Origin of the sequence: Streptomyces sp. NPDC000151, assembly GCF_040301705.1 — a bacterium.
In the GTDB taxonomy this organism is placed as follows: Bacteria; Actinomycetota; Actinomycetes; order Streptomycetales; family Streptomycetaceae; genus Streptomyces.
The window spans coordinates 1-14,107 of sequence record NZ_JBEPFC010000085.1; the positions used below are offsets into that span (position 1 = coordinate 1).

Genomic DNA, 14,107 nt, shown 5'->3' on the forward strand with positions numbered 1-14,107 from the left:
GCGGCGTGCAGCTGCCGGGCACACGCCCCCGCCTCCCCCGCCGCCTGCGCGCCGCGCCGCCCGGCCAGGTCGTCGAGCAGCGACTGGACCACGTCCCAGGGCGGCACCTCGCGCCCCTCCAGAAAGGCCCGCAGCCCCGCCGGGTCGCGCTGCAGGAAGACGCCGTACCAGCCCTCGGTCGCGTCCAGCGCCTCCGTCAGCGTGCGCAGGAAGTACGCGAACTCCCCTAAAGCATCTCGCAGTTGCGTCTCTGCCATGCCGTTCTCTCCCCCCAGGGTCACCGTGCGCTGCCGCACCGGTCCCTCGGTTGCACATCAGCCATGCGCCGCCCCGTCTGTCACGGAACGACTACAGGGAGTTTTCCACCACTGCCGGGGCGAGGGTTCCGCGATCGCGGAACAACGGCGCGATCGGCATGAACGGCAGGCAAACTTGCAAGTTTGCCTGCCGAGTTTTTAGGCTGGCGACATGCCGACGAAAGGGACAGCTCCCGAGCAGCTCGTCACGGACCTCAGCGCGGCCGTCGGACTGCTGATGCGCCGGCTGCGCGCCGAGTCGCCGAACGGGGGCCTCACGCCCACCCAGCGCGCGGTCTGCGCCCGGCTGGACCGCGACGGGCCCGCCACCACCGCGGCGCTGGCCCGGGCCGAGCTGGTGCGCCCGCAGTCGATGCGGGTGACGCTGGCCGCCCTGGAGGAGCGCGGCGTCGTCGCCCGCAGCCCGCACCCCACCGACGGCCGGCAGGCCGTCCTCGCGCTCACCGACGAGGGCCGGCGCGTACTGGCCGACGTCCGGCGGGCCAAGCAGAACTGGCTCACCGCGGCCATCGCCGAGCACACCACCCCCGAGGAACAGCGCGTACTGGCCGAGGCCGCCGCGCTGCTGAAACGACTGACGGAGAACTGAACGATGACCGCCACCACGCTCGACCCCGAAGACCGCGCTGGTCCTGATCGACCTGCAGAAGGGCATCGCCGCGCTGCCCACAGCACACCCCGCCGCCGAGGTCATCGACCGGGGCGCACGGCTGGCCGCCGCGTTCCGCGACCGCGGCCTGCCCGTCGTGCTGGTGAACGTCACCGGCGGCGCGCCCGGCCGCACGGAGGGCCCCGCCCGCGCCGGCAACCCGCCGGCCGACTGGGCCGAGCTGGTACCCGAGCTGGACCGGCAGCCGTCGGACCTGCTCGTCACGAAGCAGACCTGGGGCGCCTTCCACGGCACGGCGCTGGACATGGAGCTGCGCCGCCTCGGCGTCACGCAGATCGTGCTCGCCGGCATCGCGACCAGCATCGGCGTGGAGTCCACGGCGCGCAGCGCGTACGAGCACGGCTACCACGTGACGGTCGCGACCGACGCCGTGACGGACATGGACGCGGACGCGCACCGCAACAGCGTGGAGAAGATCTTCCCGCGGCTGGGCGAGACCGACACCACCGACGCGATCCTCAAGCTGCTGGGCTGAGCACCCGGGGCCTGGCGCCCCGGCCCTCAGTCACAGGCCCTCAGCCATAGGCCCTCAGCCATAGGCCCTCAGTCACAGGCCCTCAGGAGCGGCCACTTCTCGTGCCACCGCAGGTCGTCCTCCAGCTGGGAGGCGAGCGAGACGAGCCGGGGCTCGCCGCCCTCGGGGCCCAGCAGCTGGGCGCCGAGCGGCAGTCCGCCCGAGCTGAAGCCCGCGGGCACGCTGACGCCCGGCCAGCCGAGCACGTTCCACGGCCAGGCGTACGGGCAGGCCGCGATCATCGCCCGGTCGGTGCGCCAGCCGTTCATCGCGGCGAGCGTGCCGATCCGGGGCGGCGGCGTGGCCGTGGTCGGGGTCAGCACGACGTCGTACCGGCCGAACACCGCGCCCACCCGCTGCTGCTGCCGCGCCTCGGCGGCCCGCGCGAGCCGCAGCGCGCGCCCGCTCAGCAGCCGGCCCAGCCGCGCCGCTTCCCGGGTCCTGCGGTCCAGCAGGGAGCGGTCCGGCACCCGCTGGGTCCACTCCCGTACGCCCGTGGTCGCGCGCGGCACGAAGGACAGGCCGATGAGCCCGTAGTCCGGCTCGGCCTCCTCGACGAGGTGGCCGAGGCGGGCGAGGGTGCGGGCGATGTCCGCGACGGCGGCGCGCACTTCGGGATGGAGCGGGCGCGGCGTACCGGTCCAGGCGGCCTTCCAGGAGAGCGCGATGCGCAGCCGTCCCGGGTCCCGGCCGACCGCGGCGCCGACCGCGACCGGCGGCGGGCGGTGCAGGTCGTGCCGGTGGCTGCCGCTGGAGACGTCCAGCAGCAGCGCCGCGTCCTCGACCGTGCGGGCCAGCGGGCCTATGCCGGTGATGCCCTGGAACGCCTCCGGCTCCGGCCAGGTGGAGATCCGGCCGCGCTGCGGCTTGATGCCGACCAGGTGGGTCCAGGCCGCGGGGATGCGGACCGAGCCCGCGCCGTCCGTGCCGAGCGCGGCCGGCACCAGCCCGGCGGCGACCGCGGCGGCCGAGCCGCCGGATGAGCCGCCGGGGGTGTGCGCCGGGCTCCACGGGTTGCGGGTGTCGCCGAAGGCCGGGCCCTCGGTGAACGGCCACTGGCCCAGCTCGCAGGCGTTGGTCTTGCCGACGACGATCGCGCCGGCCGCGCGCAGCCGCCGTACCACCTCGGAGTCGGCGGCCTTGGGCGGGAACGTGCCCGCGCAGCCGAACGCGGTGGGCTCGCCCGCCACATCGGTGTCGTCCTTGACCGCGACCGGCACGCCGAGCAGCGGCAGCCGCTCCCCCGCCGCGAGCCTGCGGTCGGCCGCCTCGGCCTCGGCGAGCGCCGCCTCGGCCCGCACCAGCCGGAAGGCGTTGACGGTGCCCCTGGTCGCTTCGATGCGCTCCAGCGACCGCCCGACCAGTTCGGCCGATGTGGTGTCGCCGTCGCGCAATGCTCTGGCCTGTTCGGCCAGTCCCTCGAACCTGTCCCCCACTGCCTCACGCCGCCTCTCGCACTGACGTTCCGTTCCGACGGAGATGCGCAGCGTAACCACGTGTGCGAGTCGGCTTCAACCGTCTCCGGCCGTGACGAGGCGCCGGAGACGGTTGTTCCGTATACGGTCAGCGGTTGTTCGTGTGGCCTTCGGGGTGGACGACCATGGCCGAGCCGCCGCCGCGGCGGACCTTCTCGGCAGCCGCGAGCCAGCGCCCGTCGGACAGCCGCTGGACGCCGGTGGCCGCGCCGATCTCGGGGTTTTCCTTGAACGAGTGGCCGAGCGCCTCCAGTTCCGCCCGCAGCTTGCTGTCGTACAGCCCCGGTTCGAGCTCCGTCTGCGCGGCGTTGCGCTGGCTGGCGCGCGGCGCGGCGATGGCGTCGACGAGCGGCAGGCCGCGGTCGAGGTGGCCGAGAAGCGTCTGCAGAACTGTCGTGATGATGGTGGCTCCGCCGGGCGAGCCGACGGCCAGGACCGGCTTGCCGTGGTCGAGGACGACGGTCGGCGAGATGGAGGAGCGGGGGCGCTTGGCGGGGCCGGGGAGGTTCGGGTCGGGGACGCCGGGCGCCGCCGGGGCGAAGGAGAAGTCGGTCAGCTCGTTGTTGAGGAGGAAGCCGCGGCCGGGCACGGTGATGCCGCTGCCGCCGGTCTGCTCGATGGTGAGCGTGTAGGCGACGACGTTGCCCCACTTGTCGGCGGCGGTGAGGTGGGTGGTGTTCTCGCCCTCGTAGGTCGTGGGCGCGGCCTTGTCACCGTCCTCGCAGGGCTTCGGGTGGCGCGGATCGCCGGGCGCGAGCGGGCTCTTGAGCACCGCGTCGCCCTTGATCAGGCAGGCCCGCGAGTCGGCGAACTTCTGCGAGGTGAGTTCCTTGGTGGGCACCTGCTGCGCGGCCGGGTCGCCGACCCAGCGGCCGCGGTCGGCGAACGCGATCCGGCTCGCCTCGATGTAGCGGTGCAGATACTGCTTCTCGCTCAGCTTGGATACGTCGTAGTTCTCCAGGATGTTGAGCGCTTCGGCCACGCTCGTGCCGCCGGAGGAGGACGGCGCCATGCCGTACACGTCCAGGCCGCGGTACTTCGTCTTCGTCGGCGCCTGGACCTTCGTCCCGTACGCGTCCAGGTCGGCGGCGGTCAGGTCGCCGGGCCGCACCTTGCGGGTGGCGCCCTCCCGCACGGGCGGCTGCTCGACGGTGCGGACGATGTCCTCGCCCAGCCGTCCGCCGTACAGCGCGTCCACACCCTTCTTCGCCAACTCGTCGTAGGTGCGCGCCAGATCGGGGTTGTGCAGCGTGGAGCCGACGGCCGGGGGCTGCCCGCCGGGCAGGAACAGCTTCGCGGTGGCGGGGAAGTCGCGGAACCGGTCGGCGTTGTCGGCGGTCTGCTTCCGGAAGGTCTCGTCGACGGTGAAGCCGTCGCGGGCGATGCGGGTGGCGGGCGCGAGGACCTGGCCGAGCGAGCGGCTGCCCCACTTGTCCAGCGCGGTGTCCCAGGTGGCGGGCGTGCCGGGGGTGCCGACGCCCAGGCCGCTGGTGACGGCCTCGTTGAACGGGATCGGCTTGCCGTTCTCCAGGAAGAGGTCCTTGTCGGCGGTCAGCGGCGCGGTCTCGCGGCCGTCGATCGTCTGCACGGAGCGCTTCTTGGCGTTGTAGTAGACGAAGTAGCCGCCGCCCCCGATGCCGGAGGAGTACGGCTCGGTGACGCCCAGGGCCGCCGCGGTGGCGACCGCCGCGTCCACGGCGTTGCCGCCCTTCTTCAGCACCTCGATGCCGGCCGCCGAGGCGTCGGGGTCGACGCTGGAGACCGCGCCGCCGGAGCCCACGGCGACCGGGGACTTGGGCGGGGCTTCGGTCGCGGGGGCCGCCGTGGGCCGGGCACTGGCCGGTACGGAGGCCAGCGAGCCGGCCAGTGCGGCCGTCACGGCCAGCACCGACAGGCGTCGGACATGCGTCATCTGTGCCTTCCCTCCATCGGGTTCGAGCCAGGAGCCGGAGCCTACCTGCGGCTCTTCGGGGGCGACAGGGCACCGAAGGGCCGCTGCCACGAGATCTTTACCCATGCGTAACCTACCGACGGGTTACCACCGGTAACGAACTCGCCCTACTCTCCAGTCACTTCGGTACCGGTGCCACCGGTCACTCCCCTCTCCACTCCCCCACCGCGACCTGGAGCAGTAGATGACGCCCTCCCGTACGACACTGCGCGCCGCGATCGGCACCGTCTCCGCGGCCGTCCTCGCCACCACCCTCACGGCCACGGCCCCCGCCGCCCAGGCGGCCCCGGCCGCCGCCACCGCCCCCGCGTCCGTGAAGTTCGTCGACATCGAGGGCGACGGCGGCATCACCCTCAAGGCGAACGTCTTCACGCCCGGCGACGCCGACGGCAGCAAGAAGTACCCGGTGATCGTGCTGCCCACCAGCTGGGGCATGCCGCAGATCGAATACATGGCGCAGGCGAAGAAGCTGGCGGACTCCGGGTACGTCGTCGTCGGGTACAACTCGCGCGGCTTCTGGCAGTCCGGCGGGAACATCGAGACGGCGGGCCCGCAGGACGTCGCCGACGCCCGCAAGGTCGTCGACTGGGCGCTCGCGCACACCCCCGCGGACCCGGCGAAGGTCGGCATGGGCGGGGTCAGTTACGGCGCCGGGATCAGCCTGCTGGCCTCGGCGTTCGATCCGCGCATCAAGGCGGTCGCGGCGCTCAGCGGCTGGGCCGACCTGATCGACTCGATCTACAGCGGGCGCACCCAGCACGCCCAGGCCGCCGGGCTGCTGGCCGGCGCGGGCGAGATCACCGGACGCCCCAGCGCCGAACTCCGGACCATCATGAAGGACTTCCTCGGCTCCAACCTGGCCAAGGAGGACGAGATGATCGCGTGGGGGAAGAAGCGCTCCCCCGCGACCTACCTCGAAAGGATCAACGCCAACGGCGCGGCGATCATGATGGGCAACGCCTGGGGCGACTCGATCTTCCCGCCGAACCAGTACGCCGACTTCTTCGACAAGCTCAAGGGCCCCAAGCGGCTGGAGTTCCGGCCCGGCGACCACGCCACCGCCGAGGCCACCGGCCTGCTCGGGCTGCCCAACGACACCTGGACCGACACCAAGCGCTGGTTCGACCACTACCTCAAGGGCGCCGACAACGGCGTCGACCGGGAGTCCCCTGTCCAGCTCAAGTCCCGCTCCACCGGCGCGTACGAGGGGTACGCGAGCTGGAAGGACGTGCCCTCCGGCCAGCGGCGCATCCCGCTGAACGGCACGCACGGCATCGCCACGAACCGCGACTCCGGCGCGAACGGCGGCACGATCTTCCTCTCCAGCATGCTGGACCAGTTCTTCAAGGTCCCGCCGATGGCGTCGATACCGCTGCTGCCCCGCTCGGCCGCCGCCGTCTGGCAGTCCGCGCCGTACGAGAACCAGCAGCGGGTGCGCGGCACGGCCAAGGTGCACACCACGATGACCAGCACCGCCGAGAGCGGCACCGCGATCGCCTACCTCTACGACGTGGGCCCGCTCGGCACCGGCAAGCTCGTCACGCACGCGCCGTTCACCTTCCACGACAAGCAGCCGGGCAAGCCGTTCGGCGTGGACCTGGACCTGTTCTCCACGGCGTACGACGTGCCGGCCGGGCACCGGCTCGCGGTGGTCGTGGACTCCGTCGACCCGCTCTACATCGAGCACAACCCGGACGGCGCGCAGCTCACCTTCTCCTCGCCGGCCGACGACCCGTCGTGGGTGTCGGTACCGGTACGGGACTGACGCGGCGTCACCAGTACGCATCGCCTGGCACGTCACAGCTGTGGCGTGCCCGGCAGCAGCGTGCCCGGCTCGGCGGCGCCCACTTTCCCCTCGACCTTCGGGTTGCGGCGCTGCCGCCGGCCGATCCAGTGGGCGAACCAGGACAGCAGCATGCACATCCCGATGTAGATCGGCGAGATGACCAGGACGACGGGGATGAACGGCAGGTCGTAGTCGAGGTTGGAGGCGATCAGCCGGCCCGCGTGCAGGAACTCCTCGTAGGTGATGAGGAAGCCGAGCGAGGTGTCCTTCAGCGCGACGACCAGCTGGCTGATGATCGTGGGCAGCATCGCGCGGACCGCCTGCGGGACCAGTACGTGCGTCATGACCTGCGTCTTGCGCATCCCCAGCGCGTACGCCGCCTCGTGCTGGCCGCGCTCGACGGCGTGCACGCCGGTGCGGAAGACCTCGGCGAGCACCGAGCCGTTGTAGAGCGTGAGGCCGACGACCAGCGCGGTCAGCGGCTCGGCCCGCAGCGCCACGTAGATGAAGAAGATCATCACCAGTACGGGCATGGCGCGGAAGAACTCCACCAGCAGGGTGGCCAGCCAGCGGACCGGCCGGTGCCAGGAGAGCCGCCCGGCGGCCAGTACCGCGCCCAGGGCCAGGGAGAGCACCGCCGCGATCGCGAACGCCTTGAGGGTGTTGCCCAGCCCCCTCAGCAGCAGCTCCTGGATGCCCTGGTACTCGAAGGGCGTCCACTTGCGCGCGCTGAACTGCCCGGTGTCGATGAGGAGATACACCGCCCAGGCGAGGACGGCGAGGATGACGAGCGTCGCCACGACACCGTAGAGGCGGTGCCGGCCGCGGGTCCTCGGGCCCGGTACGTCGTAGAGGGCGGTACCGGTCATCGGGCGACTCCCCAGCGCTTCTCCAGCACGTTGAACAGCGCGCTGATGGTCAGGGTCACGATCAGGTAGCCGACGGCGATCCAGAGGAAGGACCAGATGATGCTGTAGCCCAGCTCGTTGAGCGTCTTGTACGTGCCGAGCAGCTCGACGACGCTGAAGGAGCCGGCGATCGCGGAGTTCTTGGCCAGCGCGATCAGCGTGGAGCCGACGGGCGGGATGACCGTACGGAACGCCTGCGGCAGCACCACCGTGCCCAGCGTCTGCCCGAAGGTCATGCCCAGGCTCCGGGCCGCCTCGCCCTGGCCCACGGGCACGGTGTTGATGCCCGAGCGCACCGCCTCGCAGATGAACGCCGAGGTGTAGCAGCCGAGCGCGAGGATCGCGAAGACGTCGAAGGGCAGTACCAGGCCGAAGCGCGGCAGGCCGAGCAGGACCGCGAAGAAGAGCAGGGTGAGCGGGGTGTTGCGGAGCACCGTCACCCACACCGTGCCGAAGGTGCGCAGCGAGCCGACCGGCGCGACCCGGAAGCCGGCCATGATCACGCCGAGCACGAGGGCGAGCAACGAGGCGAAGACGGTGAGCTCGACGGTGCCGAGCAGGCCCTTGCCGTAGAGGGACCAGTTGTGGGTCAGTACGTCCATGGGTGTCGGTGGCTCCCTCAGCTCGCCGTGTAGCGGTCGATCCTGGGCGGCTTCGGTGCGGGCACTCCGGACAGCCCGAGGGTGGCGTCGTAGGCCCGCTTCCAGGTGCCGTTCTTCTCGTCGGCGGCGAGCGCGTCGTCCAGCGCGAAGCGCAGCGCGGGGTCCTTGAGGGGCACGCCGACCCCGTACGGCTCCTTCGAGAACGGCTTGCCGACCAGCTTCATCTCGTCGGGCGCCTTGGCGGCGTAGCCGAGCAGGATCGCGTCGTCGGTGGTGACCGCGTCGACCTGGAAGGTGAGCAGGTTGTCGACGCAGACGGAGTAGGTGTCGTACGCGACGAGCACGGCCTTGGGGTAGTCGGCCTTGATGCGCTGGTACGGGGTGGAGCCCGCGGCGGAGCAGACCCGCTTGCCCGCCAGGTCCTTCGGGCCCTTGATGTCGTGCTCGTCCTTGCGCACCAGCAGGCTCTGGCCCGCCATGTAGTACGGGCCCGCGAAGCCGACCTGTTTCTTGCGCAGGTCGTTGATGGTGTAGGTGCCGACGTAGTAGTCGATCTGGCCGTTCTGCACGGCCGTCTCGCGGTTGGCCGAGGCGATCGTCTTGTAGGTGAGGGTCTTGGGGTCGAAACCGAGCGCGGCGGAGAGCATCTTGGCGATCTCGATGTCGAAGCCGCGGTACGCGCCGGAGGACGGATCGCGTTCGCCCAGGTACGGCTGGTCCTCCTTGACGCCGACGACCAGGTGGCCGCGGCGCTTCGCCTGCTGCCAGGTGGGCGAGTCGGCGAGCCGGAAGCGGGTCTGCACGGGGTACTTCGGGAGCTCGTCGCCGCGCGGGCCCTTGGCGGGCGGGCTGCCGGGCTTGCCGCAGGCGGCGGCGAGGACGGCCAGGACGGCCAGGACGATCAGGAGGGGGGCCGCCGCGGCCCGTCGGATCTGCTTCACTGCCGGCCCCCGCTCAGTGCTTGAGGATCTTGGAGAGGAAGTCCTTGGCGCGGTCGCTCTCCGGGTGGGTGAAGAACTCCTCGGGGGTGCGGTCCTCCACGATCGCCCCGTCCGCCATGAAGACCACGCGGTTGGCGGCGGAGCGGGCGAAGCCCATCTCGTGGGTGACCACGACCATCGTCATGCCGTCCCGGGCGAGCTGCCGCATGACCTCCAGCACCTCGTTGATCATCTCCGGGTCGAGCGCCGAGGTGGGCTCGTCGAAGAGGAGCGCCTTGGGTTCCATGGCCAGCGCGCGGGCGATGGCCACGCGCTGCTGCTGACCGCCGGAGAGCTGCGCGGGGTACTTGTCGGCCTGCGAGGCGAGCCCTACCCGGTCCAGGAGTTCGCGGGCCCGCCGCTCGGCCGCCTCCTTGCCGGTCCTGCGGACCTTCAGCGGCGCGAGCGTGATGTTGGCCAGCACGGTCTTGTGTGCGAAGAGGTTGAAGGACTGGAAGACCATGCCGACGTCGGCGCGCAGCCGGGCCAGCTCGCGGCCCTCCTCGGGGAGCGGGTGGCCGTCCAGGGTGATGGTGCCGGAGTGGATCGGTTCGAGGCGGTTGATCGTGCGGCAGAGGGTCGACTTGCCGGAGCCGGAGGGGCCGATGACGACGACCACCTCGCCGCGGCCGACGGTGAGGTCGATGTCCTGGAGGACGTGGAGCTTCCCGTAGTACTTGTTGACCCGGCGCATCTCGATCAGCGCGTCACCGGCCATATGCAGCCCTGCTCACTCTCGTCCGGCACGTCCGTACAGCGGAGAGTTCGCAAACTACCCCAAATGCCCCCGGTTCGGCGCTCGGGGACACGCGGGACGAGGCACCGCACCCCCTAGGTACACATGAGAAGCCTGCGTACCTAGCCTGTCGGGCATGGGTGAGCACCGGCCTGTTTTCCAGCGCATCGCCGACGACCTGCGGCGGCAGATCGACGAGGGCGTCCTCGCCGTCGGCGCCCGCATCCCCTCCCGCGCCGAGCTGAAGCGGGCGTACGAAGCCAGCGACCAGACCGTGGACCGGGCGGTGCGGATACTGAAGGCGGCGGGTTACGCGGAAGGGCAGTTCGGGCGCGGCGTGTTCGTCGCGGACCGGGCGCCGCTGGGCGTACTGCTGCGCTCCACGGGCGCCGTCGACTCGCCCTTCGCCGCGAGTATCACCCATGCGAATTGTCCTGAGGACACGCCGTTGACGTGGGAGGCGACGTCCACGACCGAGGCGGCGACGGAGCCGGTGGCGCGGAGGCTGGTCATCACGCCCGGCGACAGCGTGGTCTGCTCGCAGTACGAGTACCTCGCAGGGCGCCGGCCCGTGCAGCTCGCGACCAGCTGGGAACCGCTGGCGATCACCGAGGGCACGGACGTGGTCTTCCCGGAGCACGGGCCCTACGCGCGCCGCGGCGTGCGCGGGCGGATGGCGGCGATCGGGATCCGGGTGGTGCGCGCCGAGGAGCGGGTGGGCTCCCGGCCCGCAGCCAGCGCCGAGGCGGAGGCGCTGGGCTGCCCGCCGGGCAGCTGTGTCACGGTCGTGGAGCGCACGCACTTCGACGCGGACGGCCGCGCGGTGGAGACCTCGGACATCGTCGTACGGGCCGACCGCTGGCAGCTGGCGTACGACATCGCGTTCGTGTGAGGCGCGCGTCCGTCCGGGGTGACGACACGGGCGCTCAGCTCTCCGCGACCTCGGCGTAGAGCTGGGAGAGCTCGGGCGCGCCGCTGTCCGCCCACTCCTGACCGGCCGTCACCACATCGATCTCGCGGCCCGAGGACAGCCGGACGACGGGCTCGCCGCCGGGCCAGATCTTCCAGCGGGCCCCGGGGACCGTGCGCACCAGGACCGTACCGAGGTAGAGGCCCACGTCGTTGCCCAGCCAGGGCGCGATCTCCGGGTCCGACCGCCAGGCGGGCAGCAGCTGGTCCAGCGCCTCCAACGAGCCCACCGAATCGTCCAGTTCCACCCCGGCCCCCGCGGCCTGCGCGCGCAGCAGATCACACTCCGCCAGCAGATCGGCGATGCCCTCCGCGTCCTCGTCCCCCGGTGCCGGCGCCGCGGCGGAACGGACCGCTTCCGGATGCTTGCGCCACTTGTCCAGGAAAGACATGTTCATGGGGTGAGGGTCCCACTCCCGCCCGGGCGGCGGCCACAGGCGCGCGGCGTCCCGCGTCATCCGGTCGCCACACCTCCCTTGACGCCCCTCTGCCGTCTCCTTACGTTCATGGCGCTTGTGTCTGATGGACCGGATCACGCTCACCCCGTGGCGCAGCCGCCACCGAAGGAGCCGACTGATGCGCGTACGACGATGGGGCACAACCGTTCCGCTCGCTCTCGCCCTCACGGTCGCGGGGACCGCCGTCCCGGCCGCCGCCGGTCAGCAACGCGCGGCGGAGCCGCAGCCGTTGGCGAGACTCTTCGACAACAAGGCGGTGAGCGACGACACCAGATCCGGCGCTGCGGACTTCGACGGCGCCGGCGGCTCCCTGTCCGCCCAGGACCTCGCCGCGGCCGGCTGGACGCCCGGCCGGTCGCTGGCCCTCGACGCGACCCGGCTGACCTGGCCGCGTACCACGCCCGGCACGCCGGACAACGTACGGGCCGACGGCCAGGCCGTCCGGCTGAGCGGCTCCGGCACCGCGCTGTCCTTCCTGGTCGCCGGGACCGGCGGGGACGCCACCGGCACCGGCACGGTCCAGTACCAGGACGGCTCGCGCAGCACGTACGAGCTGACCGCGCCGGACTGGCGGACCGGCCCGCTCAGCACCAAGGCGGTGGCGCTGCCGCACCTGAACTCCGCGGCCGGGCAGCGCGCGGAAACGGTACGCCTGTACGCGGTGACGGTGCCGGTGCGCCCCGGCCGCCAGGTCCGCTCGGTCGTCCTGCCCAAGGACCCGGGCCCCGACCGCGACCTGCACGTCTTCGCCGCGGCGCTGCGCCGGGCCACGCCCGGCTGGACCGGCAGCTGGGCGGCCAGCAGCGCCGGGTACACCAAGGTCGGGCCGTGGCGGGACCAGACGCTGCGGCTGGTGGTGCACGCCGGGGCGGGCGGCAGGCAGGCCCGCGTCCGGCTGGAGAACACCTTCGCGGCCACCCCCGTCGCCATCGGCGCGGCGAGCGTGGCCGTCCAGGGCAGCGGCGCGCAGGCGGCGGGCAAGCCCGTGCCGCTCACCTTCGGCGGACAGCGCGGCACGCGCATCCCCGCCGGCGCCCAGGCGTTCAGCGACCCCGTGCGCTTCGCCGTGCCCGCCGACACCAATCTGCTGGTCAGCTTCCACCTCGCGGGACCGGTGGGCGCGGCGCCCGTGCACAAGGAGGCGATCCAGCGGTCGTACGTGAGCGCCCCCGGCAGCGGCGACCGGACCGGCGACGCGGGCGGCGCGGCCTACACCGGCACCCTCACGACCTGGCCGTTCCTCTCCGGCGTCGATGTCACCGGCGGCCCGGGCTCGATCGTGGCCCTGGGCGACTCGATCACCGACGGGGTGAAGTCGACCAGCGGCGCCAACCGGCGCTGGCCCGACGTGCTCGCCCGCCGCTTCCAGCAGCAGAGCGCGCTGCCCAAGTACGGCGTGATCAACCACGGCATCTCGGCGAACCGCATCGTCACCGACCGCTACCAGGGCGACGGCATCAGCACCGACACCGGCGGGGTCAGCGCCCAGCACCGGCTGGAGCGCGACGTACTGGCCCAGACCTCGGCCCGTACAGTCGTGGTCTTCGAGGGGATCAACGACGTGCGCGCGGGCACCTCGGCGGCCGAGGTGATCACCGGGCTGCGGGCCATCGCGCGGCGGGCGCACGAGCGGGGCCTGCGGGTGGTGGCCGCGACGGTCGCGCCGTGCGAGGGGTACGCCGACTGCTACCCGGAGGTCGACCAGCGGCGGCAGGCGGTCAACGCCTTCGTCCGTGACAGCGGCGGGGCCGTGGACGCCGTGCTGGACTTCGACGCGGTGATCCGCGACCCGCAGCGGCCGCAGCGGATGCTGCCGGCGTACGACAGCGGCGACCATCTGCACCCCGGCGACGAGGGGCTGAAGGCGCTCGCGGAGTCGGTGGAGCTGCGCAAGCTCGTGCCGTGAGGCGAGGCCGGCCGGGGCGGCGTGCCCCGGCCGGCCAGGCGCGTCATCCGTCCCGTCACACGTCCAGGTCGACGACCACCGGCGCGTGGTCCGAGGCGCCCTTGCCCTTGCGCTGCTCGCGGTCGACGTAGGCGTCGGAGACCGCCTTGGCGAACGGCTCGTTGCCATAGACCAGGTCGATGCGCATTCCGCGGTTCTTCGGGAAGCAGAGCTGGCGGTAGTCCCAGTACGTGAAGGGGTGGTCGTACTTCAGGGGGCGCGGCACGACGTCCGTCAGGCCCGCGCCGCGCAGGTCGGCGAGGGCCGCCCGCTCGGCCGGGGTGACGTGCGTGGCGCCCTCGAAGGCGGCCGTGTCGTAGACGTCGTCGTCCGTCGGCGCGACGTTGTAGTCGCCGAGGACCGCGAACGGGCGGTCGCCTCCCGCGTCGCCCGCGATCGCGGCCTTCAGCGCCTCGAACCACTGGAGCTTGTAGGCGTAGTGCGGGTGCTCGACCTCGCGGCCGTTGGGCACATAGACCGACCAGACGCGGACCGGTCCGCAGGTCGCCGAGACGGCGCGCGGCTCGGCCACGCCGTCGTACGTCGGATCACCGGGCAGGCCCTCGACCACGTCCGCCAGGCCGACCCTGGACAGCACGGCCACGCCGTTCCACCGGCCCGTGGCGTGCACCGCCGCTTCGTACCCCAGCTCGCGCAGCTCGTCGAAGGGGAACTGCTCCTTGGAGCACTTGGCCTCCTGGATGCACAGCACGTCCGTGCCGGTGGTCTCCAGCCAGGCCAGCAGCCGGGGCAGGCGGGCGGTGATCGAATTGACGTTCCAGGTCGCGATGCGCAT

Annotated in this window: 12 protein-coding genes and 2 pseudogenes; 5 read left to right on the plus strand and 9 right to left on the minus strand. The window is 72.3% G+C overall.

Translation table 11 applies throughout. The features are described from left to right. A pseudogene (locus ABT381_RS22465) lies at positions 1-257 on the minus strand (hypothetical protein); the annotation flags it as partial. Positions 258-468: 211 nt separating this feature from the next. Here ABT381_RS22465 and ABT381_RS22470 point away from each other — a divergent pair. Beyond that, complete coding sequence (locus tag ABT381_RS22470; protein ID WP_351597152.1) at positions 469-906, plus strand: MarR family winged helix-turn-helix transcriptional regulator; 438 nt, start codon at positions 469-471, stop codon at positions 904-906. Positions 907-909: 3 nt separating this feature from the next. Beyond that, a pseudogene (locus tag ABT381_RS22475) lies at positions 910-1,462 on the plus strand (isochorismatase family protein). 68 nt (positions 1,463-1,530) lie between these two features. On the opposite strand, the gene ABT381_RS22480 reads toward ABT381_RS22475, so the two are convergent. Then, positions 1,531-2,982 carry an amidase gene (locus tag ABT381_RS22480; protein WP_351597223.1) on the minus strand — a complete coding sequence of 484 codons (1,452 nt, stop codon included), beginning with the start codon at positions 2,980-2,982 and terminating at the stop codon, positions 1,531-1,533. 82 nt (positions 2,983-3,064) lie between these two features. Further along, entirely contained in the window at positions 3,065-4,888 is a 1,824-nt protein-coding gene (gene ggt, locus ABT381_RS22485; protein WP_351597155.1) for a gamma-glutamyltransferase, read from the minus strand. Positions 4,889-5,111: 223 nt separating this feature from the next. Between ggt and ABT381_RS22490 the strand changes: the two genes are divergently transcribed. Further along, positions 5,112-6,692, plus strand: a complete 1,581-nt coding sequence (locus ABT381_RS22490; RefSeq protein WP_351597158.1) for a CocE/NonD family hydrolase — start codon at positions 5,112-5,114, stop codon at positions 6,690-6,692. A gap of 32 nt (positions 6,693-6,724) precedes the next feature. On the opposite strand, the gene ABT381_RS22495 is transcribed toward ABT381_RS22490, so the two are convergent. From ABT381_RS22495 to ABT381_RS22510, 4 genes are read right to left on the minus strand one after another with little or no spacing between them, the layout of a single operon-like run. Beyond that, on the minus strand, positions 6,725-7,582 hold the full coding sequence (locus ABT381_RS22495) for an amino acid ABC transporter permease (RefSeq protein ID WP_351597161.1): 858 nt from the start codon (positions 7,580-7,582) through the stop codon (positions 6,725-6,727). Then, positions 7,579-8,223 carry an amino acid ABC transporter permease gene (locus tag ABT381_RS22500; protein ID WP_351597164.1) on the minus strand — a complete coding sequence of 215 codons (645 nt, stop codon included), beginning with the start codon at positions 8,221-8,223 and terminating at the stop codon, positions 7,579-7,581. The genes ABT381_RS22495 and ABT381_RS22500 overlap by 4 nt, the downstream gene beginning before the upstream one ends. 17 nt (positions 8,224-8,240) lie before the next feature. Beyond that, a complete protein-coding gene (locus ABT381_RS22505) occupies positions 8,241-9,164 on the minus strand; it encodes a glutamate ABC transporter substrate-binding protein (protein ID WP_351597167.1) in 924 nt (307 codons plus the stop codon). Positions 9,165-9,177: 13 nt separating this feature from the next. Continuing rightward, complete coding sequence (locus ABT381_RS22510; RefSeq protein ID WP_351597170.1) at positions 9,178-9,921, minus strand: amino acid ABC transporter ATP-binding protein; 744 nt, start codon at positions 9,919-9,921, stop codon at positions 9,178-9,180. 154 nt (positions 9,922-10,075) lie between these two features. On the opposite strand from ABT381_RS22510, the gene ABT381_RS22515 reads away from it, so the two are divergent. Beyond that, on the plus strand, positions 10,076-10,831 hold the full coding sequence (locus tag ABT381_RS22515; RefSeq protein ID WP_351597172.1) for a GntR family transcriptional regulator: 756 nt from the start codon (positions 10,076-10,078) through the stop codon (positions 10,829-10,831). Positions 10,832-10,865: 34 nt separating this feature from the next. Here the strand turns inward: ABT381_RS22515 and ABT381_RS22520 are convergent, their stop codons facing one another. Continuing rightward, entirely contained in the window at positions 10,866-11,306 is a 441-nt protein-coding gene (locus tag ABT381_RS22520; protein ID WP_351597174.1) for a DUF6278 family protein, read from the minus strand. 178 nt (positions 11,307-11,484) lie between these two features. Here ABT381_RS22520 and ABT381_RS22525 point away from each other — a divergent pair, with 178 nt between their 5' ends. After that, positions 11,485-13,272, plus strand: coding sequence for an SGNH/GDSL hydrolase family protein (locus ABT381_RS22525; protein ID WP_351597177.1), 1,788 nt, complete (start codon positions 11,485-11,487; stop codon positions 13,270-13,272). A gap of 55 nt (positions 13,273-13,327) precedes the next feature. On the opposite strand, the gene ABT381_RS22530 is transcribed toward ABT381_RS22525, so the two are convergent. Continuing rightward, positions 13,328-14,107, minus strand: a complete 780-nt coding sequence (locus ABT381_RS22530; RefSeq protein WP_351597180.1) for an exodeoxyribonuclease III — start codon at positions 14,105-14,107, stop codon at positions 13,328-13,330.

Bases quoted from the DNA above. Each gene is read 5' to 3' on its own strand.
- ABT381_RS22470 (WP_351597152.1), top strand. From the start codon at position 469: ATGCCGACGAAAGGGACAGCTCCCGAGCAGCTCGTCACGGACCTCAGC.
- ggt (WP_351597155.1), bottom strand. From the start codon at position 4,888: ATGACGCATGTCCGACGCCTGTCGGTGCTGGCCGTGACGGCCGCACTG.
- ABT381_RS22490 (WP_351597158.1), top strand. From the start codon at position 5,112: ATGACGCCCTCCCGTACGACACTGCGCGCCGCGATCGGCACCGTCTCC.
- ABT381_RS22495 (WP_351597161.1), bottom strand. From the start codon at position 7,582: ATGACCGGTACCGCCCTCTACGACGTACCGGGCCCGAGGACCCGCGGC.
- ABT381_RS22500 (WP_351597164.1), bottom strand. From the start codon at position 8,223: ATGGACGTACTGACCCACAACTGGTCCCTCTACGGCAAGGGCCTGCTC.
- ABT381_RS22510 (WP_351597170.1), bottom strand. From the start codon at position 9,921: ATGGCCGGTGACGCGCTGATCGAGATGCGCCGGGTCAACAAGTACTAC.
- ABT381_RS22515 (WP_351597172.1), top strand. From the start codon at position 10,076: ATGGGTGAGCACCGGCCTGTTTTCCAGCGCATCGCCGACGACCTGCGG.
- ABT381_RS22520 (WP_351597174.1), bottom strand. From the start codon at position 11,306: ATGAACATGTCTTTCCTGGACAAGTGGCGCAAGCATCCGGAAGCGGTC.
- ABT381_RS22525 (WP_351597177.1), top strand. From the start codon at position 11,485: ATGCGCGTACGACGATGGGGCACAACCGTTCCGCTCGCTCTCGCCCTC.
- ABT381_RS22530 (WP_351597180.1), bottom strand. From the start codon at position 14,107: ATGCGCATCGCGACCTGGAACGTCAATTCGATCACCGCCCGCCTGCCC.